The organism is Aquimarina sp. MAR_2010_214, from assembly GCF_002846555.1.
Lineage (GTDB): Bacteria > Bacteroidota > Bacteroidia > Flavobacteriales > Flavobacteriaceae > Aquimarina.
Genome location: NZ_PJMS01000001.1, coordinates 4,342,660 through 4,367,996, shown reverse-complemented (window position 1 = coordinate 4,367,996; position 25,337 = coordinate 4,342,660). Strand labels below are relative to the sequence as shown.

Annotated in this window: 22 protein-coding genes and 1 pseudogene; 11 read left to right on the top strand and 12 right to left on the bottom strand. The window is 32.7% G+C overall.

Annotated features, from left to right (window positions below; translation table 11 throughout):
• Positions 1-26: 26 nt before the first annotated feature.
• From ATE84_RS18885 to ATE84_RS18860, 6 genes are all read left to right on the top strand, one after another.
• The gene (locus tag ATE84_RS18885) at positions 27-887 is read left to right on the top strand and encodes a DUF4249 domain-containing protein (RefSeq protein WP_101449440.1); all 861 of its coding nucleotides are present in this window, start codon (positions 27-29) and stop codon (positions 885-887) included.
• Between the two features lie 108 nt (positions 888-995).
• Entirely contained in the window at positions 996-1,979 is a 984-nt protein-coding gene (locus ATE84_RS18880; protein WP_101449439.1) for a FecR family protein, read from the top strand.
• A gap of 60 nt (positions 1,980-2,039) precedes the next feature.
• Complete coding sequence (locus ATE84_RS18875; protein WP_101449438.1) at positions 2,040-3,155, top strand: TonB-dependent receptor; 1,116 nt, start codon at positions 2,040-2,042, stop codon at positions 3,153-3,155.
• Positions 3,156-3,190: 35 nt separating this feature from the next.
• The gene (locus tag ATE84_RS18870; protein WP_101447696.1) at positions 3,191-4,084 is read left to right on the top strand and encodes an IS1595 family transposase; all 894 of its coding nucleotides are present in this window, start codon (positions 3,191-3,193) and stop codon (positions 4,082-4,084) included.
• Between the two features lie 80 nt (positions 4,085-4,164).
• On the top strand, positions 4,165-5,595 hold the full coding sequence (locus ATE84_RS18865) for a TonB-dependent siderophore receptor (protein ID WP_101449437.1): 1,431 nt from the start codon (positions 4,165-4,167) through the stop codon (positions 5,593-5,595).
• 3 nt (positions 5,596-5,598) lie between these two features.
• Positions 5,599-6,465: a DUF4249 domain-containing protein gene (locus tag ATE84_RS18860; RefSeq protein ID WP_101449436.1), complete on the top strand. Its 867-nt coding sequence runs from the start codon at positions 5,599-5,601 to the stop codon at positions 6,463-6,465.
• Here ATE84_RS18860 and ATE84_RS18855 read toward each other — a convergent pair.
• The 8 genes from ATE84_RS18855 to ATE84_RS18820 form a co-directional block, all read right to left on the bottom strand.
• A complete protein-coding gene (locus ATE84_RS18855) occupies positions 6,455-6,655 on the bottom strand; it encodes a hypothetical protein (protein ID WP_101449435.1) in 201 nt (66 codons plus the stop codon). The genes ATE84_RS18860 and ATE84_RS18855 overlap by 11 nt on opposite strands.
• 4 nt (positions 6,656-6,659) lie before the next feature.
• Complete coding sequence (locus ATE84_RS18850; RefSeq protein WP_101449434.1) at positions 6,660-6,887, bottom strand: putative signal transducing protein; 228 nt, start codon at positions 6,885-6,887, stop codon at positions 6,660-6,662.
• Positions 6,888-6,901: 14 nt separating this feature from the next.
• Positions 6,902-7,621 (bottom strand): hypothetical protein, encoded by a 720-nt coding sequence (locus tag ATE84_RS18845; protein ID WP_101449433.1) that lies wholly within the window; start codon positions 7,619-7,621, stop codon positions 6,902-6,904.
• Between the two features lie 144 nt (positions 7,622-7,765).
• Positions 7,766-8,611, bottom strand: coding sequence for an N-acetylmuramoyl-L-alanine amidase-like domain-containing protein (locus ATE84_RS18840; RefSeq protein WP_101449432.1), 846 nt, complete (start codon positions 8,609-8,611; stop codon positions 7,766-7,768).
• 94 nt (positions 8,612-8,705) lie between these two features.
• Positions 8,706-9,821, bottom strand: a complete 1,116-nt coding sequence (leuB, locus tag ATE84_RS18835; protein ID WP_101449431.1) for a 3-isopropylmalate dehydrogenase — start codon at positions 9,819-9,821, stop codon at positions 8,706-8,708.
• A 100-nt stretch (positions 9,822-9,921) separates the two neighbouring features.
• Positions 9,922-10,509: a 3-isopropylmalate dehydratase small subunit gene (gene leuD, locus ATE84_RS18830; protein WP_101449430.1), complete on the bottom strand. Its 588-nt coding sequence runs from the start codon at positions 10,507-10,509 to the stop codon at positions 9,922-9,924.
• 2 nt (positions 10,510-10,511) lie between these two features.
• Positions 10,512-11,894 carry a 3-isopropylmalate dehydratase large subunit gene (gene leuC, locus ATE84_RS18825; RefSeq protein ID WP_101449429.1) on the bottom strand — a complete coding sequence of 461 codons (1,383 nt, stop codon included), beginning with the start codon at positions 11,892-11,894 and terminating at the stop codon, positions 10,512-10,514.
• Between the two features lie 56 nt (positions 11,895-11,950).
• Positions 11,951-13,120: a 2-isopropylmalate synthase gene (locus tag ATE84_RS18820; protein WP_101449428.1), complete on the bottom strand. Its 1,170-nt coding sequence runs from the start codon at positions 13,118-13,120 to the stop codon at positions 11,951-11,953.
• Positions 13,121-13,327: 207 nt separating this feature from the next.
• Between ATE84_RS18820 and ATE84_RS18815 the strand changes: the two are divergent.
• The 3 genes and pseudogenes from ATE84_RS18815 (at position 13,328) to ATE84_RS18805 (ending at position 18,098) form a co-directional block, all read left to right on the top strand.
• Positions 13,328-14,873: pseudogene (locus ATE84_RS18815) on the top strand (hypothetical protein).
• 174 nt (positions 14,874-15,047) lie between these two features.
• Complete coding sequence (locus tag ATE84_RS18810; protein ID WP_101449427.1) at positions 15,048-17,234, top strand: T9SS type B sorting domain-containing protein; 2,187 nt, start codon at positions 15,048-15,050, stop codon at positions 17,232-17,234.
• A 3-nt stretch (positions 17,235-17,237) separates the two neighbouring features.
• Positions 17,238-18,098, top strand: coding sequence for a DMT family transporter (locus tag ATE84_RS18805; RefSeq protein WP_233195843.1), 861 nt, complete (start codon positions 17,238-17,240; stop codon positions 18,096-18,098).
• A gap of 399 nt (positions 18,099-18,497) precedes the next feature.
• On the opposite strand, the gene ATE84_RS18800 is transcribed toward ATE84_RS18805, so the two are convergent.
• The 3 genes from ATE84_RS18800 to panB are packed head-to-tail and all read right to left on the bottom strand — an operon-like array spanning position 18,498 to position 20,931.
• Positions 18,498-19,358, bottom strand: coding sequence for a hypothetical protein (locus ATE84_RS18800; RefSeq protein ID WP_101449425.1), 861 nt, complete (start codon positions 19,356-19,358; stop codon positions 18,498-18,500).
• Positions 19,359-19,370: 12 nt separating this feature from the next.
• Entirely contained in the window at positions 19,371-20,069 is a 699-nt protein-coding gene (locus ATE84_RS18795) for an RluA family pseudouridine synthase (protein ID WP_101449424.1), read from the bottom strand.
• A 43-nt stretch (positions 20,070-20,112) separates the two neighbouring features.
• Positions 20,113-20,931, bottom strand: a complete 819-nt coding sequence (panB, locus tag ATE84_RS18790; RefSeq protein WP_101449423.1) for a 3-methyl-2-oxobutanoate hydroxymethyltransferase — start codon at positions 20,929-20,931, stop codon at positions 20,113-20,115.
• A gap of 155 nt (positions 20,932-21,086) precedes the next feature.
• On the opposite strand from panB, the gene ATE84_RS18785 reads away from it, so the two are divergent.
• Positions 21,087-21,569 carry a nuclear transport factor 2 family protein gene (locus ATE84_RS18785; RefSeq protein WP_101449422.1) on the top strand — a complete coding sequence of 161 codons (483 nt, stop codon included), beginning with the start codon at positions 21,087-21,089 and terminating at the stop codon, positions 21,567-21,569.
• A gap of 65 nt (positions 21,570-21,634) precedes the next feature.
• Here ATE84_RS18785 and ATE84_RS18780 read toward each other — a convergent pair whose 3' ends face one another.
• The gene (locus ATE84_RS18780; protein WP_101449421.1) at positions 21,635-23,059 is read right to left on the bottom strand and encodes an L-serine ammonia-lyase; all 1,425 of its coding nucleotides are present in this window, start codon (positions 23,057-23,059) and stop codon (positions 21,635-21,637) included.
• Between the two features lie 224 nt (positions 23,060-23,283).
• On the opposite strand from ATE84_RS18780, the gene dnaK reads away from it, so the two are divergent.
• Positions 23,284-25,197: a molecular chaperone DnaK gene (dnaK, locus tag ATE84_RS18775; RefSeq protein ID WP_101449420.1), complete on the top strand. Its 1,914-nt coding sequence runs from the start codon at positions 23,284-23,286 to the stop codon at positions 25,195-25,197.
• Positions 25,198-25,337: the final 140 nt, after the last annotated feature.

Below are 25,337 nucleotides of genomic sequence, written 5' to 3'. Positions count from 1 at the left end.
TATTAGAAAACTATAAAAAGATAAATATGAAGTATTTCCAAAATATAATAGTATTACTGCTTAGTGTTGGACTATGTAGTTGCGAAACAAGTGTAGATGCAAGCGACTTATTAAAAAATGAACAACTCGTTATTATAAATGGCTATTTATCACCACAAGATACAACTTTGAAAGTGCAAGTGTCTAGATCTAAATCAAGAGGAGCAACTACAACCAATTCTAAAGATATGGTAATTAAAGATGCTACAGTGGTGATAGTTGATGAAGCAGGTAATGAAGTTGCCCTTAGGTATATGGATGCGTCTTTAAACTATGAAGCACCAGCAAGTGACTTAGCGATTATTCCAGGTAAAAAATATTTTTTAAGAGTAATGGCCCAAGGTAAAGAATATAAAGCATCTTGTATAATACCCATAGCATTGGTGCAAAAGATAGAACATAATATTCAGATAAAACAAGACGAATTCTCAGGAAATCGCTTATTGAAAGTTACCATAGGGGATATTAAAGATCAACGTAATTTTTATATCATAGGAGCTGCAGTTGCTAAGTCTTTTGATAATGGAGGAGGAACAACTAATGACGGAGTAGAAAATATAAATTTCGAATTTAAACAATTTGCAACAGATATAAGTAGAGAAAATTCTGTAATCACTGCAGATGGATTTTTTACTTTATCTGCTGCATTGCCTAATCTTAAATTAAAGATTCAGGTAGCCAATGCAGAAAAAATATTATACGAAGCCCTGAGGGCTACATATTTAAATAATTCTAATAATGGAAACTCTTTAGCAGAACCTATTATAGCTCCTAACAATATAGAAGGAGAGAATGGATTTGGTGTTTTTGCGGGATATCAATTAACTGAAAAGGAAGTTACTTTCTAGATAAAAAAAATAAAATGGATAAACAACGTTTTTTTAACGAACTTAAATAGTTTTGACAACATAATCTTAATAATTTATTACTTTTAGGGTCAGGTTTTAATTTTAGAAATGAGTATCGAACAAGAAGATCATATACTACAACTCTTAACACGTTATTTGCAAGGTGACGTGAAAGATGATGAACAAAAATTTGTAGAGGATTGGATTGCAGAATCCAAATCTAATAAAATCTATTTTGGAGAAGTTAAACACATATGGGATACCTCAGAAAGTATAGCAGATTTTGATCAAATTAATGTAGATGAACAATGGAACAAATTTGAATCTGGCATAATTGCTACAGTAAAGAAGAAACCAAAGTCAAATAAAGTTTATCTTAAAATTGCAGCATCTATTGTGTTTTTGATAGGTTTAGGTTTTTATTTTAATTCATTTTTTAATACAGAAGTAACGTTAATAGCAAAAGCAGGAATAGAAAATAAATTTATATTACCCGATGAATCTATAGTTTGGCTTAATGAAGGTAGCCAACTTACATATAAAAAAGGTTTTAAAGGAGACAGCAGACATTTAAATCTAGAAGGTGAAGGCTTTTTTGAAGTTACAAAAGACCCTGATAAACCATTTATTGTTATTGCCAATGCGACAGAAACTAAGGTTTTAGGAACATCATTTAACTTAAAAAATAATACTAAGACAAAAGAAGTCGAACTTGTATTAGTAACTGGTAAGGTTGAGTTTTTATCAAAAAATCAAAAAGAAATTTTGACTCCGGGAGATAAGATTACTGCAGTAGTAAGTGGTAAATTGATAAAAACTGTAAACGAAAACCTAAATTTTTCTACATGGAAATCGGGTTTACTTAGATTTGAAAAAACTTCTATAGAACAAGTAATTAAAGATATAGAATTGTATTACAATAAAAATCTAATCATCGAGAGTAAGGAATTTGTTAATTGTACATTAACTACTATCTTTGACAACGAATCGCTTGAAGATGTTTTAGAGACTCTTAAGATATTATTTGATGTCACATATGAAAAAATTGATTCGAATACTATTATCATAAAAGGAGGGGATTGTAATTCATAAAAACATCGTTTTTTTTGCAAAAATCAAATTGCCGATTTAATCTTTATTGTGAGAATAAAAATGGTTAGAGTACTATTTCTAGTGCTTTTTATTGGATGGCTTGATGGTTATGCCCAAGAAACTATTCTAGATCAAAAAATTAGTTTAGTCAAAGAAAATGTATCTATTTCCAGTGTTCTGAGCGAATTAGAAACTACATTAGATTTTACAATAGGATATTCAGATAGTGCAATTGATCTTTCTAAAGTGATATCTATTTCTATTAGAAATAAAACTTTAGCTCAAGTATTAAAAACCATTTTCCCTTCTAAATTATATCAATTTAAACTTTTAGGTAAAAAACTACTGATTTATAAACGACCAAAAAAGTATACAATTAGCGGTTATATTTCTGAAAAAGGAAGCCAGGAATATCTGAGTAGTGTGTCTATTTATATCCCAGAGCTTAATGCTGGTACAATAACCAATGATTATGGATTTTATTCTCTTTCTATTCCAGAAGGTAGTTACCAAGTATTGATCTCGTTTGTTGGGTATAAGAGTATTAAGAAAAACATCGATCTTGTTTCTGATCGTGTCATAAATTTTGATTTAGAATTAGACACTCAATACCTTGATGAAGTCATTATTAACTCTGATCAGGAAACAAATAAAAGTCAGGTTACACAGATGAGTTCTGAGAGACTAAATCCTTCGATTTTTGAAGATATCCCTACAATTCTGGGAGAAAAAGATGCTATTAAAACCTTACAACTATTGCCAGGAGTGCAATCTGGCGGAGAAGGTTCTGCCGGATTTTATGTTCGTGGCGGAACGCCAGATCAAAACCTTATTATATTAGATGAAGCCACGGTTTATAACTCTAATCATCTTTTCGGAATTTTTTCCATATTTAATGGAGATGCTATTAAATCAGTAGAAATATTTAAAGGAGGTTTTCCTGCACGGTTTGGAGGAAGACTATCTTCTGTAGTAAAAATAGATACTAAAAATGGGAATAAGGAAAAATTTACGGGCAAAGCAAATATCAGCTTGATTTCATCATCATTAGTACTAGAAGGCCCTATCATAAAAGGAAAAACGTCATTCGTGATAAGTGGTCGAAGAACATATGCAGATCTATTACTTTTACCATTTATGTCCAAGGAATATAAACTTATAGAGGTCAGTATATAAATACTTAACTTGGAGATCAATAAATATATAGTTTTATGAATGTTTTTAAGGGTCAAAATCTTCTAGAGTTCTCTGATCGGTTCAAAACCGATGAAGATTGCAAGGAATACCTAGCTTCAATGAAGTCAGAAATGGATTATAAGTGTTTGAGATGTAATCATACAGCTTGCCAAGTTCGTAAGGATTTTTCGAGGCAATGTAACATATGTGGTCACATCGAATCGGCTACTGCTAATACACTTTTCCATAAGGTAAAGTTTGGAGTAAGAAAAGCATTTTTTATTTGCTTTGAGATGTCCACGACCACTAAAAGTTTATCTGCAAGCTATATGGGTGTGCGCTATGGCGTAACAGAAAAGACAGCCAGACTTTTTATGTTGAAAGTTAGGGAGGCTATGGGTTCAGGTGGGAATAATCCAATGGATGGTGATGTTCACGTTGACGAATTTGTTTTGGGTGGTAGAGATCAAGGCAAAACAGGCAGAAGCTATGACGGTAAGAAAAAGAAGGCTGTAACAGCGGTTCAGCTTACAGAAGACGGTAAAGTTAAGAGGATGTACGCTATGAAAATAAATGATTTTTCAGCGCAATCACTACAATACATATTTGTTAATCATATTAGCCGAGAGGCTAATGTCACAACTGACCAATGGAGAGGATATAGACCTATTTCAAAGGCATACAATATAACTCAACTACCCAGTAATAGGGGATTGAATTTTAAAGCACTTCATACGATGATACACCAAGTTAAATCTTGGATTAGGACAACCTATTCTTGGGTAAGTGATGAGAATCTCAATAGATATTTTAATGAGTTTTGTTTTAGGATAAACAGATCTCAAAGTAAAGCTACGATCTTCAATAACTTAATAACAAAAATGGTACAAGGAGATAAAATATATCACAAAGAATTAATAAGTAACTAACTACTGACCTCTATAAACTTATTTATTATTTCACCGATGTCAATGCTAAGCTTCATCATGTTATAAATGATAAGAATAAGTTGTATTGGAGCACATACTATGGGCAAGATAAATATAGATATAAAACTGCTGTTGAGAAAGAGAAATCTAAGCAGAAAATTCTTTGGGGTAATATAACTTCTACTTTACGATGGAATCACGAATTTAATAATAAACTCTTCTCTAATACATCATTAATATTTAGTAACTATAAATTTACAGTTAGTGAAGATGAAAAGGGAGCATTAGAAACAAATTCTATGTTTAAAACAAGCTCTGGGATCAATGATTATGGAATTAAGTTTGATTTTAATTACTATCCTAACCCTGATCATACATTTAAGTATGGATTAAGTTCTACCTATCATGATTTTACTCCGAAAGAAATTGACATTAGAAATGTAAATGAAAAGGAGATTGTAAACATACAAAAAATCAAAACTATAGAGAGTGCAATATATATCGAAGATGATTGGAGAATTAATGATAAAATAAGTTTATATCCTGGTATACGTTTTAGTCATTTTCAACATAGATCCAAAAGTTATTTTAAACCAGAGATGAGACTTTCTGTAGCCTATAAATTATTTCCTTTGCTTACATTAAAAGGGTCGTATGCAAAAATGAATCAGTACATACATAGATTATCCAATAGCGGTATAGGTCTGCCTACAGACCTTTGGGTGTCTTCTACAGATCGACTAAAACCACAACTTTCTGAACAAATTGCTTTAGGGTTGGCCAAAGATTTTGGAGACAAGAGTTATGAGTTAACCATTGAAGGATATTATAAAAAAATGAATGATATCATAGCGTTTAAAGAAGGGGTTTCTTTTGCAAATCTTGGAAGCCCAAAAGAAATCACAGGATCAATTCGAACTATTGATTTCGTAAATGGTATTACTACTGGTAAAGGCTGGGCATACGGAACAGAATTTTTGCTAAGAAAAAAGAAAGGAAAACTAACCGGTTGGTTGGGATACACTTTGTCGTGGTCTCAAAGACAATTTGAAGATTTAAATGAAGGGGGAATATTTAATGAACGTTATGACAGAAGGCACGATTTCTCTATTGTTGGGGTTTATAAACCTAATAAAAAGATGACTATTTCTGGTAATTGGTTGTTTTCATCAGGGATTAATTATAACCTCCCAAATACATTAGGAGTTGCTGCTGGTGATAATTTTCCGATAGAAGGTGTAAACAATAATGATAATATATTATTATTTAATACCAAAAAAAATAATTTTAAAGGAGAAAACTTTCATCGTTTAGATTTGGGAATTCAATTTCATAAAACCACAAAACGTAATAGAGAAAGAACATGGGGTTTTTCGTTTTACAATGTATATGCCAGAAAAAATCCTTTTTATTATGAAATTACTAACGAAAATCAGAGCTCTCCTAATGCTTTATATAGAAGATATCTATTTCAGTTTCTTCCGTCGTTTAATTACAGTTTAAAATTTTAACATATGAAACTATACATTTTATTAATAATTGGTTTTATCGTTCTAGGTTGCGAAGACCTAAAAGAAGAGATAAAAAATAGACCAGAAGGAGAGAAGTTGGTTTTGATTAATGGTTTTTTATCTCCTGAAGAAGAAGTAATCAAAGTTCAAGTTTCTAAAACGATATCTGTGTTTGATGAACCTTTACAAATTGAACAAGTAGATCTTGTAAATACTTTAATTATTAAAGATGCAGTAGTAACTATCAAAAATGAAAACCAAGATGAGGTAGAATTAGGATATTCTAGCGATAACAAATTATATCAGATTGCCTCTAGTGAATTTTTAATAGAACCAGGAAAAAGCTATACTCTAAATGTCTTAGCCGAAGGAAAAGAATTTAAAGCTACTTGTACTATTCCTGTTATGAAAATACAAAATGTATCAGCTGCTATTGGATTTAGAATTGTTGATGATAATCTCGTAGAGAATCTTAATGTAAGTTTTGATGATATAAAAGGTAAAAATAATTTTTATATCCTAGGAGCATTATTTAATGTGATCAATAGTACAGAAGAAAACCGCTCTATTGCAAATTTTGATATTGAAAGATTCGCTACCGATGTAAATGGAGATGGACTAGGCATATCTGCAAATGGAACTATCTTTAATACAAATGAAAGTTTAGAAGTTACAGTAAAAGTCGCAAATGTAGATGAGCTTATTTATACTACTCTAAGAGCTTCATTTTTGAATAGAGATCAAACAGAAAATCCTTTCTTTCAACCTATTATACCTCCCAGTAATATACAAGGAGAAGGTGGTTATGGTGTTTTTGCTGGATTTAGACTGTTAGAGAAAAAACTAACCCTTGGTCCGGTTAACCCTTAGATGAATTTTGAAAATGTCTATAGATCAGATATCCACCATATCCAATAAACAGTAGAGTAATGATAGCTCTAAAACCCCATTCTGCTTCAGCCTGTAATCGGTTATAGAGGCGTAAACTTCCAAATAAAATAAGAGCAATCCCGATCATCAAGTCCCAGGTTCTACGAGGTGATTTATTTTCGTTTTCCATAATTTTAAGACAAATTATTGTTGATAATAGGAAGGGCCTTTTCTGTATCAATCTTTTTTACAAAAAGTTGAATATGATCTGGTATTCCACCACCAAAACCAGCGATCATTCCTGATTTCATATCATCTCGAGTGATAGAATTAATACCTTGATCCTGTAATAAGGATTGCAAAAACTGAACATTGATTAAACTACCGGTATATACTCTTTCATATTCACTTTCAGGAAACATAGTGTTGATTATATTTAAGCATTAAAATATGTACTGTCCCATATGGCAGTATTAAAGTTTTTTCCAAGTGCGAATCCATAAAATAACACCACAGCTACTACCGATTTAAACATAAAGAATAAAATCATGATAAACGTTGATGTAGTACTATGTTTTGTGAACATGCCTTCTGGAACCATAAATGTAAGTAAAAGACTTACGAGAAAGGTGAGAATAAGTAAGTTTTCTAAACTTTTAAAAAACCACATCATGAATTTACGTAGCGGATGCAAATCATTTCCCCATTTGTGAACTAAATAAAAGTAGTCATTACCCATAGGAGCAAAGAGTAGGGGATCATCAGCATTTTCTAATTTAAATAATTTAGATGGTGCAATGATTTTAAATCCCTTCAGTTCGGTTTGGTGTTTTTTCTCCAGATTTTTGATAGCAGAAACTGCAGATAGTGGTAATTTTCCTTTAAAATATGTAGCATCCAAAAAACGTAATCGGTAGGTAATGCAGATTTTTTTGATTTGATCCAGATGATATATCCTATGTGTTTCTACATGATCAAGATCAAAAGTATTCTGTACTATGTGAGAAGAAGTTTCCAGGTTTTTAAGAATTTGATTCTCATGCTTCTCTTCTTTCAGGAAGACTTTATGTACTTGCTCTTTCCAGGTAGAGGCATTACATTCTTTATCCCTTAATTTACCAAGTTGCTGTTCTATGTTTGTTCTGGGAAATAACATCTTCTTTTTTTAGCACTACTAAATTAGCGATTTGAGTTAAGGTATACAAGATTAATAGTTTGATGTTAAGTTAAATATAACTTTTGATTTTTAGAAAGATTTCGACAAGCTCAATCTGACATTCAATATAATTTAATAAAAAAATCACAGCACCCGATTAACAATAATCCCGGTATTATTTTTTATCTTTTTAAGATAATCAACCAAAGGCAACGTAGAGATCTCTACCTGGCCCTTTGAAGAAGCATGTAATAAATGAATTCGCCCATCTTCTTTACGTATGGCAATTCCTGTATGTGTGATATCTAATCCTTTGATTGATGTTGTTAATGCTATAATATCACCTGATAGTATTGAAGTTTCATTTTCTTCAATTTGATCTTTCGGCAAAAAGCATATAGAAGATTGATCAATATTAGCTTCTGATTGTTGTATGCCTTCAAAGTTTTTATCATCTTTTAGAAATGGATAAAGTTCTCGATGGGTAGTCATAAAATTTATGTCTTTCTCTATTTCTACACCACCAATATTTCCGGTGATATTTTTTAAAATACCCTTTTGTTCATTGTCGGTTATCCATTCAGAAAAATAATGCAATCGTGATGCATAGCCATCCAATTTTCCGTTTTTGTATCGTATTTTCTCTAGGTATGCAGTATAGGCATCAAAATCATCTTTGTCATTTTTAAGCATTAGGCTTAAAACCAGTACATTTTCTACAAACGTAGTGCAATCCAAACCTTGTAGGTTAATTACCAAAGATTCTTCTGTACCTATCTCTAGAGTTTTAGCTACATAAGGAGTGCCTAAGAAAGTTTTTCCAACAAACACTATAGTTTCTCCAAAATTGGTTTTTGGAGTGTATTCTTTTTTAAGTTGAGCTATTTTGGTTGTGAAAATTTCTTTGTCTTTTGCAGAACATGTGATTTGCTGAGCATTTGCATGATATGTGATTATAAAAAATAATAATATAAAATTTCTAATGCGCATCGAAGTTATTTAAAGATGTATTGTTCTGTAAAATACAAAAAAGCAACCAAAGACACCTCTTTGATTGCTTTTAAAACAAAAACATTATAAAAAATTATATAATCGTAGATTGTCCTACGTGTATATTCTCAAAATTGATGTTAGAGTCCTCTGGATTTAATATGTAATCTGCAATAAAATCTCCTACTTTTTCTGTTGTAAGTGGATTATTAGAGTTTAAATCAGGAGTAGTGATATCTAATTCTAACGCCTTTTCTACTGCATCTCTAATCGCGTTGGCTTCTCCCAATAAATTAAAATGCTCTAGTAGCATAGCAGCAGATAGTATTGCAGCAATTGGATTGGCAATTCCTTTTCCTGTAGCTTGCGGAAAAGATCCATGTATGGGTTCAAACATACAACACGTATTTCCGACAGAAGCAGAGGCTAAAAGACCAATAGACCCACCAATAACACTAGCCTCGTCTGAAATAATATCTCCAAACATATTTTCGGTAAGAATTACATCAAATTGACTAGGGTTCAGTATCATTTGCATAGCAGCATTATCAACAAATAAAAAGTCTAGAGTTACATCACTATAATCTTTAGCGATTTCAGTAACTACTTTTCTCCATAAGCGTGATGATTCTAATACATTGGCTTTGTCTACCAGGGTAAGCTTTTTTCTACGTTTTTGAGCGGCTTTAAATGCCAGATGCGTAATACGCTCAATTTCTTCTCTAGAGTACTCACAAAGATCAGAAGCAACATTACCGTCATCACTTAATTCTTTTTTTCCAAAATAGATACCACCTGTTAACTCGCGATAGATAGAAATATCAGTTCCTTCAATAATCTCACGTTTAAGAGGAGATTTATCGATTAGGGTAGAATAGGCTTTTACAGGGCGAATATTTGCATAAAGTCCAAGTTCTTTTCGTAATTTTAACAGTCCTTGCTCAGGACGAACTGGAGCACTGGGATCATTATCATATTTTGGAGCACCTATGGCACCAAACAATACAGCGTCTGTATTAACGCAAAGCTCTAATGTTTCATCGGGTAATGGGTTTCCGGTTTTATCGATTGCAATAGCACCAACTAATCCTTCTTTAAACATAAAGGAGTGATCAAAGTTATGAGCAATTGCCTCTAATGCTTTTATAGCCTGAGTGGTTACTTCTGGGCCAATACCGTCTCCTGATAATACTGCGATATCTAATTTCATAAGTTTATTCTCTTTTTACCATACCGAGATCGAAGTGTTTTCTGTTTTTGATTGTAATTTGTTTAGACTTCGACAGGCTCAATCTGACAATTCTATTTAGTTATATTCTTTCGTTTTCAAATTCTTCTATAGCTTCTTTATTATTGATTAAAAAATCAATATCATCATATCCATTCATCAAACAGGTTTTCTTATATGAGTTAATTTCAAAAGATGAAGAAGAACTAGTAGTGAGAATAGTAATTTTTTGTACTTCAAGATCTACTTCAATTTGTGTATTAGCATCATTTTTGATTTCACTAAATAATTCCTGTAGATATTCGGGAGTTACTTGAATGGGTAATACTCCATTATTAAGTGCATTTCCTTTAAAAATATCAGCAAAGAAACTGGATACGACTACTTTAAAACCATAGTCATTGATTGCCCATGCTGCATGTTCTCTACTAGAACCACACCCAAAATTATCTCCTGCTACTAATATTTTACCTTTATAAGTAGTGTCATTTAATACAAAATCCTGATTTAGACTTCCATCTTTATGAAAACGCCAATCTCTAAATAAATTTTCTCCAAATCCATCACGACTAGTAGCTTTTAAAAACCGTGCAGGGATGATTTGATCGGTATCTACATTTTCTATAGATAGTGGTATAGCAGAGGATGTTAGTTTGATAAACTTATCCATAATCAATTTAGTTGTTTAGTAATATCAATAATTTTTCCTTCTATAGCTGTTGCTGCAGCAACCAGAGGGCTTGCTAAAATTGTTCTTGCACCTTGTCCTTGTCGTCCTTCGAAATTACGATTAGAAGTAGATACGCAATACTCTCCTTCAGGAATTTTATCATCGTTCATTGCAAGGCAGGCAGAGCATCCTGGTTGTCGTAATTTGAATCCTGCATTTTCAAAAACATCTTTTAATCCTTCTTCAACAATCTGCTGTGCTACGAGTTGTGATCCAGGAACAAACCAAGCAGTTACATTGTTTGCTTTTTTCTTACCTTTAATATAGTCTGCTGCAATTCTAAAATCTTCAATTCTACTATTGGTACAACTTCCTATAAAAACATAATTAATTTCTTTATCCACAAGAGATTGCCCTTTCTCAAAATTCATATATGCTAATGATTTTTCGAATGAAGCATTATTTTCTACAGGTATATTTTCTGAGATTTTGATTCCCATTCCGGGATTAGTACCATACGTAATCATGGGTTCGATATCTGCTGCATCAAAATGGTATTCTTTGTCAAATACAGCATCATTATCTGTAGGTAATGTTTTCCAGTAGGCAACTTTTTTACCAAACTCATCACCTGTAGGAGCAAATTCTTTTCCTTTGATATATTCAAAAGTAGTTTCATCTGGAGCAATCATTCCTCCACGAGCCCCCATTTCGATACTCATATTACAGACGGTCATTCTACCTTCCATCGACATATCTTCAAATACATTTCCAGCGTATTCGCAAAAATATCCGGTACCAGCATTAGTACCTAGTTTTGCAATCACATATAAGATCACATCTTTGGGTAATACTCCCGGTTTTAATTGCCCATTTACATTTACTCTAAGGCTTTTAGGTTTTTGAAGCAGTAAACACTGACTAGCAAATACTTGTGCTACCTGACTGGTTCCTATACCAAAAGCGATGGTTCCAAAAGCACCGTGGGTAGAAGTATGACTATCACCACAAACCATAGTCATTCCTGGTTGTGTTATGCCTAACTCTGGTGCCATTACATGAACAATACCATTGTATTTATGGCCAAGACCATATAGTGTAATTTCATTTTTCTTACAGTTTTTGGTAAGCTGTTCGAGTTGATTTCTGGATAATGCATCTTTGACAGGAAGATGTTGATCCTCTGTAGGAGTGTTATGATCAGCTGTAGCTACAATCTGATCAGGCCTGAAAACAGGAATACCACGTTGTTCTAATTCTCCAAATGCTTGTGGACTAGTAACTTCATGGATTAGATGTTTGTCAATATATAATATTTGTGGACCGTCTTGTATCTCTTTGACTACATGTGCATCCCATACTTTGTCAAATAAAGTTTTCTTCATATGTATATAAAATACCTACAAAAGAACTAAAGCTTTTGTAGGTTTTTAGTATTATTTTATGCTACTACAGTAGCTACATTAGTATTTCTCATGATTTGATGAATGTCTTCATCGATAACTTCTTTCTTGCGATCAGCAAATTTCAAAAATTCAGAATAAACATCATCTAATTGAAGTTTTGATAACTCATAACCAACTTTTTTAGCTCTATATGCTAATGCAGCTCTTCCGCTTCTGGCAGTAAGTACAATAGCAGATTCTGTAACTCCAACTTCTTCGGGGTCAATAATTTCATAAGTTTCCCGGTTCTTAATTACTCCATCCTGGTGTATTCCCGAACTATGAGCAAAAGCATTAGCTCCAACAATGGCTTTATTAGGTTGTACCATCATACCCATATGATCAGATACCATTTGGCTAGTTCCGTATAATAATTTAGAATCAATATCAGTATTTAGATTTAGGTACGGATGTTGTTTCATAATCATGACCACTTCTTCTAGAGATGTATTACCTGCACGTTCACCAATACCATTAATAGTACATTCGATTTGTCGAGCACCATTGATTGCTCCTGCAATAGAATTTGCAGTAGCAAGGCCTAAATCATTATGACAGTGACAAGAAATAATAACATTATCTATACCTTTTACATTCTCTTTAAGATACTTAATTTTTGCTCCATATTCTTCTGGTAAGCAATACCCTGTGGTATCAGGAATATTAAGTACAGTAGCTCCGGCTTTAATCATAGCTTCGCATACACGAGCCAAAAATTCATTGTCGGTTCTCCCTGCATCTTCTGCAAAAAACTCAACATCCTCAACAAAAGATTTTGCATATTTTACCGCAGCAACTCCTTTTTCTATTACCTTATCCTGAGTAGAATTAAATTTATATTTAATATGAGATTCAGAAGTACCTATACCTGTATGAATTCTAGGTTTTTTAGCATAACTTAAAGCTTCAGCAGCAACTTTAATATCCTTTTCTACAGCTCTGGTTAATCCACATACAGTTGCATTTTTAACGATTTTTGCGATTTCACTTACCGAAGCAAAATCTCCTGGACTTGAAACAGGGAACCCAGCTTCAATTATGTCTACCCCCAAAAGGTCAAGTTGTTCTGCAATAACTAATTTCTGTTGCGTATTTAACTTACACCCAGGGACCTGTTCTCCGTCTCTTAGTGTGGTATCGAATATTTGAACTTTATTATTACTCATAGAAATATAGTGAATTTGACTTTTAGTGTTCTCTCTAAAACACCATTATTTTAAAATATTCTTAAAAGATGTTTCTTTAATCTCTTACGAATTTATATTTTGGGAATTCAAAAGGGAAGTATTTGATTACTGATTTTACAATGCTAAAATCTTTTAATTGAAACATAACTATTTTTAAATCAGTTAATTATATTATATTTTCATACAATGACTAATGACCAAAAAGATCCATTGTTTGTTTTAGTGAAATCGCTTTCTAAATCAGAAAAACGACAATTTAAGGTATATGTAGGGCGGTTAGGAGTGAACACAGACTCTAAATTTCTAGCTCTTTTTAATCATCTGGATAAACATGATTCTCTGGATGAAGATTTTGTTGTTTCAAAAGGAATTGTAAAAAAACAGCAATTTTCTAACCTCAAGGCTCATTTATATAAGCAAATATTAATTAGCTTAAGATTGAGTCCTTTACATCAAAATATACGTTCACAGATACGAGAACAATTAGATTTTGCTTCTATTCTATACCATAAAGGGCTATATAAACAAAGCTTAAAAATATTAGATAAAGCAAAAACTCTGGCTATGGAAAATGAAGAACATAATATCGCGTATGAAATAGTAGAGTTCGAAAAAATTATAGAAACACAATACATAACCAGAAGTATCAATAGTAGAGCAGACGAACTAACTGTTGAAGCCAAAATGCTAAGTATGAAAAATGTATTGACTAGCAGACTATCCAATTTATCTCTTCAACTATATGGTTTAATGCTCAAAAGTGGTTATGTGAGAAATGATAAAGAACATCAAGAAATCACTAATTATTTTAATGGAAAACTACCAAAATATGAATGGAATATGTTAGGGTTTAGAGAAAAACTTTGGCTATATAAAGCTCACCTGTGGTATAGTTTCATTGTTCAGGATTTCTTATCATGCTATAAGTATTCGAAAAAATGGTTGGATTTGTTTTATGAACATCCAAAGATGATTATTCAAAACCCTGTTTTTTTTTCTTAGAGGAAATCATTACTTATTAGAGTCTTTGTATTTAATAAAAGATAAAACACAATTAAAATCTACTTTACAAGAATTTGAAAATAACATTGCTGATTTTACTTTTCCTAAAGATGATAATATAGAGGTTTTATCTTTCCAATTTATTTATAACAATAAATTGAATGTGCATTTTTTAGAAGGTAGTTTTGATGAAGGAGAATATTTGGTAGAAGAGATCCTTAGTGGGATTTCAGAATTTAAAAACCGTTTAGATGATCATCATATAATGGTGCTTTATTATAAAATTGGCTGTTTGTATTTTGGAATGGCGAATCATAGAAAATGTATTGAATACCTAACCAAAATTATTAATAATAAATCCTTGAAGATGAGAGAAGACTTGATGTGCTTCTCCAGAGTACTAAGTTTGGTAGCTCATTATGAAGCGGGAATGGATTATCATTTAGAAAGCCAATTAAAAGAAACATATCGATTCTTGATTAAAATGGATGATTTACATGAAGTGCAAAAAGAAATGATCAAGTTCCTTAAAAACCTTGGAGATATTTATCCACACCAAATTAAAGAAGAGTTTAGAAAGCTTCATAAAAGGTTAAAACAGTATGAAGATCATCCTTATGAAAAACGAGCTTTTTTATACCTGGATATTTTATCATGGCTCGAAAGTAATATTGAAGGAAGACCAGTGGCAGATATCATTAAAGAAAAAGCTGAAGGACTTGTCAGATAAATTGATATAATAATTATTTTTACGAAATAAAAAAACCGTAGTTTCTACTTGAATAGATGATTGTGTTTTTGTTTTATTTTTTTTATAAAAAATAGGGTAATCGTCTTTTTACTTGTTGTTAGGGTAGAGAACATAAACAATTAGATTATCGGAAGAAATTACCCTCTTAATTGTATGAGTAAAATTAAAAAAGTAGTTCAGGAATTAGTAGTATTCTTTTTTTTGATATTCGCTTTTTTGGGTAATGCTCAGATCACGGTTGATGACCATTCTTTTACTGTAGCACAATTAGTAGAAGATGTTTTGGTAGATAGCCCTTGTGCAACGGTAGAAAATTTCTCTTCTTTCACAGGAACCAATTTTGGAATTAACGGTATAGGTTATTTTGAATCTAATAATTCTGGTTTTGAGATTGATAGAGGAGTAATTTTAAGTACTGGATATGCAAGAAGTGCCGTTGGTCCAAATGGAATAACTGCTTTGTCTGAAGGGGATAGTTCAGGATGGGGTGGTGATGCTGATCTGGGATTGGTTACTAATACGGCTAATTTATTTAATGCAAGTTATATTCAATTTGAATTTGTTCCAACTATAGATTTTATTAGTTTCGATTTTTTATTTGCATCAGAAGAGTATACCGCAGGTTTTCCTTGTACATTTTCTGATGTCTTTGCTTTTATTCTTACCGACTCTTCAGGAAATTCAAGAAACTTAGCAGTGGTACCAGGTACAAATATTCCTATTAAAGTAACTACGGTTAACGAAGGAGTGGATCTAAATTATGATGGAGATTATGATGATACAATCAATCAAGTTTCAGAGTGTATACCGAAAAACCCAAATTTTTACAATAGAACCATTCCACCTGGAAGTCTTGCTCCAATAAATTTCAATGGTTACACAAAAGTTTTGAAAGCTTCGGGGAGTGTAGTTGTCGGTGAGCGATATACAATTAAACTGGTTATTGCAGAAAATCAAGACGGAAAATATGATTCTGCAGTGTTTTTGGCAGCAGGAAGCTTTGATATTGGAGGAAATCTAGGAGATGATAGAACTATCGCAAAAGGAAATCCTGGTTGTTTAGGAGAATCAATAATATTAACTGCTACTATTGGAAGTGGATCTATCTATGTATGGATGAAAGGTGGCATTCCTTTGGCACCTGGCGACGGAACTACATTACTAGCAGGAGGAGAGCAATTAGAGGTAACACAGGATGGAACATATAGTGTAGATATTGATGTTTCTGGTTTATGCACATCATCTGATTCAGTTGATATAGAATTCGCAATTCCTCCAGTAATAGCAGCCTCACCAGATGACCTTAAATCTTGTGATCCAGAAAGCGATGGTATAGCTTCTTTTGATTTTAGTAACAATACTCTTTTGGTATTAGGAAGTCAGAACCCTTCGGTATATAAAGTATCATATCATCTCAATAAAGACGATGCAGAAAATTATAAGGGATCTATTAGAGAGAATGTAATTGCTACACCTAATGATTATAAAAATATTTCTTCTCCTCAGACGATTTGGCTTAGAATTGCAGAATCAACACAAACATGTTATACTACAGTTCCTTTCACAATTACAGCACTGCCCATAGCTCCAATTACTTTAGAAGAAGAATATACAAGATGTCTGGACCAAGAAGGAACATTAATTAATATATTACCAAATGATATTGAACTAGAATTAGATACTACTCAATATGCTTTTCAGTGGTATGCGGGCCTTCAAGCGGTAATGGGAAATGAAATTCCCGGAGAAATAAATGCATCTTTTACTCCTCAGGTTTCAGGAGATTACTCAATAGAAATAACAAATCTAGCTAATGGATGTTCTATATCCAAAGGTATTAAGATTGTAGACTCGTATCCACCAGAAGAAATTAAAGCAGAATTAATATCAGGAGCATTTTCTAATAGTGGTAGATATGAAGTTACGGTAACCGGAAACGGACAATATGAGTATAAAATAGATAATGGGGATTGGCAAGAATCTAATTTTTTTGATGGTGTTACTAAAGCAGAACATACCATAACCGTCAGAGATATTAAGATGTGTGGTGAACTTAGTACTAAAGTCGAATTGACTTCTGGATATCCAGAGTATTTTACACCAAACAGAGATGGTTTTCATGATTCATGGAGAATTGAAGAAACAAAAAATGTTAGCATTTCTGAAGTGTTAATTTTTGATAGATATGGTAAACTCTTAAAAGATCTTGGTGTAAACGATAATTGGGATGGAACATATAGAGGAAGTCAGTTACCAGCAAGTGATTATTGGTTTAAAGTACATTATATTGAAAATGGTGTGCCCAAAGTGTTTAATTCTAATTTTTCATTAATTCGATAAATCTTGTCAAAAAGTAACCAACACTTAAAAAATATACTCGAGTTAAATTTTGCAATGTTGCTAATTAGCACCTCGGGAGCATTAGGAAGGTATATCGATATGCCCGTACCTGTGATTATTTGTTTTAGATCTATTCTAGCGGGGATATTGTTATTTATTTTTTGCAGATGGAAAGGCATTTCTTTTAGAACAGGGAGTAAAGATCGACTCACAATTATTTTAAGTGGAGTATTGATGGGATTGCATTGGATTACCTATTTCTATGCTTTAAAACTATCCAATGTTGCTATTGGAATGCTTTCTATATTTACTTATCCAGTTATTACGGCGCTATTAGAACCTATATTATTAAAAACAAAATTTCAGAAAATACATTTACTATTAGCATTGTTAGTGTTACTAGGTATTTATTTTTTGGTTCCTGATCTGGATTTTAGTAATTCATATACAAAAGCAGTAATTTTAGGTATAATCTCTGCTTTGTGCTATTCATTGAGAAACCTTATCATGAAAACCAAAGTAGGCAACTATAATGGTTCGGTATTGATGTGGTATCAATTAATCGTTATTAGCATTCTTCTTTTACCATTTTTATTTATTATGGATAGCTCTGGTATAAAAAACCAATGGTTACCTACCTTAACTTTGGCTTTATTAACCACTGCTATCGGACATACGTTGTTTTTGGCAAGTTTTAAACGATTTTCAATCACAACAGCTAGTATTATCAGTAGTGTGCAACCAGTGTATGGTATTATTATAGGAATCATTTTCTTGAAAGAAATTCCCGTGTTTTCGACAATTATTGGAGGTGTTCTAATTTTAACTTCTGTTGTTGTGGAGAGTATAAGAACATATAGGTAAACGATACATATGCAAAACATAGTTTTGAAATAGTATAACTTTCTAAAAATATGACACTCTATTAATCTGAATTAGATGTAAGAAAATTACATCAATTCGATGCGACCTAAGAAAATAGTGACTCTTTCTCGAAAAAAAATATTTTCGATACAGTTTTTTTCTCCATTTTATTCTGAAAAATCACTCGAATTGATGCTTCTATACTAGTTCTGATCTAAATTAATTCATAAGAAAAGTATCAGATTTTTAGTTTAGCCAGAAAAAAATGAAACACATTTCACCCCATATTATTATGTATTAGAAAATCTATTACAGCTCGAAACTGCTTCAAAATATTTCACTTTGTTATATTGTTTTGCTTGTAGATATAGATTTTGTATGAATTCGATTAAACAAGTTTTATGATATCTGCGTATTATATTTGGGAGCAATCCATTTTTTGTAGATGAAATACTCTATAAATGGTATTATCATTATTAAAATGAGTAGAATGAGTAACGATTTTATTATGCTATAATATTGAGATGAAAGTACGTCTTGTAACCAATTATCTAATTTTTCTAAAATTATTTTTTCCAAATCTTGATGCCCTACTTCTAATAAGAAATCAATAGCAACTTTAAACTGTTCATAAGAAAAGGAATCCGAAACATCAACATGAGCTCCTTTTCCAGCAGCTGTAGTAATCATATTGTATAGAGCATAGGTGTAAATTTCTTCTCCATAATGATTGATAAAAAATGTAGCTAATTTGTTTTCTACAGAACCGATAAACGATTGATCTTTAGTTTCTTTTTTTTCATAATGGCTTTTGAGCAATGTTATAAAATCTTTTGAACTAGATTCTGTTTCCATTGCTAAGAGTTGAAGAGAAATTAAAAATTTATTTTTTTCTTGTTCATTATCAAAAAAATATTCTAATGTACCCTTATAAATATTTGTGACGACTATAGGACGCTCTACATTTATTATTCTATATACCCCCCGTATTATACCCCATTGTCCAAATACATACAACATTCCGATAATTAATAACGGGATATAGAGTTTTACAGCCCAGTTATAATATTTTGGGGTTCTCTTAAAAATACCTTTTCGATATAAAACAATACAATAAACAATAGCTATAATAAAACCTAAGAACAAAAAAAGGATACAGTTTAAAATCAAAGTACCAGAATGGGGTAATACAATATCTCTAATAATTTCCCATAATGATTTCCAATCGATTTGATCTAAAAAATTTAAAGTTGATTCCATGTTATTATTATTTTAATAACAAATATTCCATATACTGTCTTTTGGAGGAGGAGCAATAATAGATATATTCTCTTTTTTAACGGGATGAATAAAAGATAACTTTCGGGCATGTAAATGAATACTACCATCTTTATTACTCCGATCGGCCCCATATTTCAGATCACCTTTGATTATGCAACCAATACTAGAGAGTTGTGAGCGTATTTGATGATGACGCCCAGTATGAAGATCAATTTCTAATAAACAATAATTATCTAGTTTTTTGATTAACTGATATTCTAAAACTGCTTTTTTACTGTCAGGTACTTCGTTTGTATGTGCATAGGATTTATTTTGTTTTGGATTACGTTTTAGCCAATGTGTTAAGTTGTCATGTTTTTTTGGTGGGCAATCCTTTACCACGGCCCAATATGTTTTTTGAGCTTCTTTGTTAGCAAATAATGCGTTAAGTCTAGGAAGGGCTTTACTTGTTCTTGCAAAAACAACAATTCCGCTTGTAGGACGATCTAACCTATGGACAACACCCAAGTATACTGCTCCTGGCTTATTATATTTTTCTGCAATATACTCTTTGACAACTTCGTTAAGAGGTTTATCTCCTGTCTTATCACCTTGTACAATATCTCCTGGACGTTTGTTGACAATAATAATATGGTTATCTTCATAGAGAACCTGTAGATTATCTTTATTTGAAATGATTTTTTTGGTCAACTTTTGTAAATAAGGTAATTGAATATTTTCGACTAACAACTAATTAATATTGCTCATCTTCATTAGGGAAATCAACAGCCTTCACATCGGTAACATATTGTTTAAAAGCATTAGTCATTTCTGTATATAAGTCTAAATAACGTCTTAAAAAACGAGGATTAAATTCGTGAGTCATTCCTAGCATATCATGAGTTACCAACACTTGCCCATCTACACCATTTCCTGCTCCAATACCAATGATAGGAATAGTAAGACTTTCGGCTACTTCTCTAGCCAATTTGGCAGGCACTTTTTCAAGAACAATTGCAAAACATCCTGCTTTCTCAAGCATAAGAGCATCTTGTTTTAATTTTTGTGCTTCTTCTTCTTCTTTTGCCCGTACAGTATAGGTTCCGAATTTATATATAGATTGCGGAGTAAGACCAAGGTGACCCATAACCGGAATACCGGCATTAAGAATCCTTTTAATAGATTCCTTAACTTCTTTACCTCCTTCAAGTTTTACAGCATGTCCGCCTGATTCTTTCATAATACGTATTGAAGAACGTAAAGCTTCTTTAGGATCACTCTGATAGCTTCCAAAAGGTAGGTCGACAACAATCAATGCGCGATCAATTGCTCGAATTACAGAAGATGCATGATAAATCATCTGATCTAAGGTAATAGGTAATGTAGTTTCATGACCTGCCATTACGTTAGAGGCAGAATCACCTACAAGAATAACATCCACTCCAGCTCCATCAACAATTTTGGCCATAGTGTAATCATAAGCGGTTAGCATAGATATCTTCTCTAGGTTAGCCTTCATCTCTATAAGAGATTTTACTGTAACACGCTTATAATCTTTTTTTGCTGTAGACATTTTGAATTGTTTTTAGGATTGTAAAAGTAATCAATTACCTATATCATGACAAGTGTAATTTGTTTTGATTTTCCTTTAGAATGTAGAAGTGAAAATTATATAGTATAGAAGTAATTAAAACCTTATTTTTATGCGTATTTAAAATAATAAACATTATGCATAAATTATTGATATTAGTTACTTTACTTATTTCATATACTACTTTTTCTCAGAAAGATGTTTCTAAAGAAAATAAAAACAAATATGAAAATGAAGTAAAGCAAACTATTTTGGAGTTCTTTGAAGGTTTTCACGCTGGTGATACAGCTAAAATGAAGACTACAATAGACGAAAATATTGCAGTACAGACGATAGTAAGAACCAAAGAAGGGGAGGTGAAGACAGTTAAAACTGAAGTAGAAAAAATTCTAACGGCTATACAAAATAGACCTGAAGAGCAAAAATGGGACGAACGATTGCTAGCTTTTAAAATTGACGCAGATTCTGCTATTGCAAATGCATGGACTCCATATGAGTTTTATGTCAACGATAATTTCAGTCATTGTGGAGTGAATGTATTTCAACTATTTAATGATGGTAAAAGGTGGAAAATTATTGCTATTGCTGATACCAGATTTAAAGAAGGGTGCAAGCAATGATTTATATTCAATATTGAGAATTAATACATTGAAAAACGTGTAAATTGTTACTGGTAATCTGAAGTTTAGCAATCACTAAGATTTACTTTTACAGCCAAACCACCTTCACTGGTTTCTTTATATTTTGTATTCATATCTTGAGCAGTTTCCCACATGGTTTCGATCACCTTATCTAAGGGAACTTTGGCATTTGCAGCATTTGTGTCTAATGCCATTTCACAAGCATTAATGGCCTTTATAGCTCCCATTGCATTTCTTTCGATACAAGGAATCTGTACTAATCCAGCTATTGGATCACATGTTAGTCCTAGATGATGTTCCATTGCAATTTCACTTGCCATTAGAACTTGTTCGGGAGTGCCTCCCATGAGTTCTGTCAATGCTCCAGCCGCCATAGCAGATGAGACACCAATTTCTGCCTGGCATCCCCCCATAGCTGCAGAAATAGTAGCGCCCTTTTTGAAAAGACTGCCAATTTCTCCAGCGACGAGCATGAATTGTTTTACATCATCAAAATTTGCATCATGATTTTCAATAACCATATAGTACATCATTACGGCCGGTATAACACCAGCACTTCCATTGGTAGGGGCTGTCACTACACGACCCAGAGATGCATTTACCTCATTAACTGCCAAAGCAAGACATGATACCCATTTTAATATTTGACGAAATTTGACTTCAGTATTTCGTATAGCTTCAATCCATTCTGTTGGAGTAGTATATGGCGTATTGCCTATTAATTTTTTATGAGTATCATATGCTCTTCGCCTTACATTCAATCCACCAGGCAAAGTACCTTCTGTATGGCATCCAGTGTACATAGACTCAAGCATTACATTCCACACTTGAGCTATCCTTTCATCAATTTCATCATCATTATGCAGTGAACGCTCATTATCAAGAACAATTTCAGATACTTTTTTGTTTTTTGAAGTACAATATTCCAAAAGATCGGTTGCCTTATGGATAGGCATAGGGAATTGTTTAAAAGCAGTAAGCTTTTGTTCTTTTCTCTTTCGTTCTTCTTTTACTACAAAACCTCCGCCGATAGAATAAAAAGAGGAAGAAACTTTATTTCCATCTTTTAGATTGGCATGAAAAGTCATGCCATTAGGATGAAATTCTTTGAATTCTCTATTAAAAATAATTTGTGTTTCGGGATCAAAAGGTATGTAAACTTCACTATTTAAAAAGAGTTCCTTAGAAGTATTAAGGTTGTCAATAATAGTGTTGATTTTGGAAACATCTATGGTTTGCGGATCATAGCCATATAACCCTAGGATGACAGCGATATCTGTTGCATGCCCTTTTCCGGTTAAAGATAATGATCCAAAAAGATCAATAGTAATGGTCGAAACAGATTCAAAGAGTTCTTGTTCTTTTAATTCTGCGATCCAACGTCTTCCTGCCCGCCATGGGCCTAATGTATGTGAACTTGAGGGGCCTACGCCTATTTTCAGCATATCAAAAACACTAATGCATTCCATAACACAAAAATATTGATAAAATTTCGGGGGTAAATATAGTTTTTTGGCAACAAAGAAACTTATTTTTTAAAGAATAGTTAATCCTGTTTTTGTTTTTCAGTTTATAATTAAGTCACTAAAGTTGATGATGATAATGACATCCTGTCAGATAGATCGTAATGGCATAATCATTGACCTAACAGCAATAAGTATTAAGAACAATAGTATAACAATTTAAGATAAAAATGAGTAAAATAATAGGAATAGACTTAGGGACAACCAACTCTTGTGTTTCTGTAATGGAAGGTAATGAGCCTGTAGTAATCCCTAATGCCGAAGGTAAAAGAACCACCCCTTCTGTAATTGCTTTTGTAGAAGGAGGAGAAATTAAAGTTGGAGACCCTGCAAAACGTCAGGCGGTTACAAATCCAACTAAGACTATCTCTTCAATTAAGAGATTTATGGGAAATAAATTCTCAGAATCTTCAAAAGAAGCTGAAAGAGCAGCTTATAAAGTTGTAAAAGGAGATAATGACACACCTCGAGTAGATATCGATGGACGTTTATATACACCACAAGAATTATCTGCAATGACACTTCAGAAAATGAAGAAAACTGCAGAAGATTATCTTGGTCAGGATGTAACTAGCGCAGTAATTACTGTACCTGCTTACTTTAATGATGCACAACGCCAGGCTACTAAAGAAGCTGGTGAGATTGCAGGACTTAAAGTAGAGCGAATTATCAATGAGCCTACAGCAGCAGCTTTGGCATATGGACTTGATAAAAAAGGTACAGATCAGAAAATCGTTGTATTTGATTTTGGTGGTGGTACACATGATGTATCTATCTTAGAACTTGGAGATGGCGTTTTTGAAGTATTATCTACAGACGGTGATACACATTTAGGAGGAGATGATGTAGATCAAAAAATCATTGATTGGTTAGCAGAAGAATTCAAAGCTGATGAAAATATGGATCTTAGAAAGGATCCAATGGCATTGCAACGTCTTAAAGAAGCTGCAGAAAAAGCTAAGATTGAATTGTCATCATCTTCACAAACAGAAATTAATTTACCATATGTTACGGCTACAGCAAGTGGACCTAAGCACTTGGTAAGATCATTAACTAAGTCAAAATTTGATCAATTAATTGATGACTTAGTAAAAAGAACTATCGAACCTTGCCGTACAGCACTTAAGGCAGCAGGATTATCTACAAGTGATATCGATGAAATCATATTAGTTGGTGGATCTACTCGTATTCCTGCAGTACAGGAAGCAGTAGAGAAATTCTTTGGGAAAGCACCTAGTAAAGGAGTTAATCCTGATGAGGTTGTTGCCGTTGGAGCAGCAATTCAAGGAGGAGTATTAACAGGAGATGTTAAAGATGTACTTTTATTAGATGTAACTCCACTTTCTCTTGGTATCGAAACAATGGGTAATGTAATGACTAAGCTTATTGAAGCTAACACTACGATCCCTACCAAGAAATCACAAGTGTTTTCTACAGCTGCAGATAATCAGCCGTCTGTAGAGATCCATGTGCTACAAGGGGAGCGCCCAATGGCAGCAGATAATAAAACAATTGGTCGTTTTCATTTAGACGGGATTCCACCAGCACAAAGAGGAACTCCTCAGATCGAAGTTACTTTTGATATCGATGCTAATGGTATTATCAAAGTCTCTGCTACAGATAAAGCTACAAACAAATCTCAGGATATTCGTATCGAAGCTTCTTCAGGATTAACAGAAGAAGAAATTGAGAAAATGAAGCAAGAAGCAGAAGCAAATGCCGAAGCTGATAAAACAGCAAAAGAAACTGCAGACAAGCTTAATGAAGCAGATGGAATGATCTTCCAGACAGAAAAGCAACTTAAAGAATTTGGAGATAAATTATCTGATGATAAGAAAAAACCAGTTGAGGAAGCTTTAGAAGAATTGAAGAAAGCGTATGAGTCTAAAGATCTTGCGGTGATTACACCTGCTCTTGATAAAATCAATGAAGCATGGAAAGTAGCTAGTGAAGAAATGTACAAAGCTCAGGCAGACGCACAACAGGGAGAACAACCTGGTCCTGATGCAGGAGCAGACCAATCTTCTAGTGATGATTCTGAAGGAAGTGATGTAGAAGATGTCGACTTTGAAGAAGTGAAGTAAGTATATACTACTAGTTTATATATAAATTAAAATGCGCAGCCAAAAGCTGCGCATTTTTTATTGCACTAATCTATACTATTAGTTACATCTTTCTAATTTTGTTCCTCACAAACTGTAACAATATGAGAATAGTTTTATCT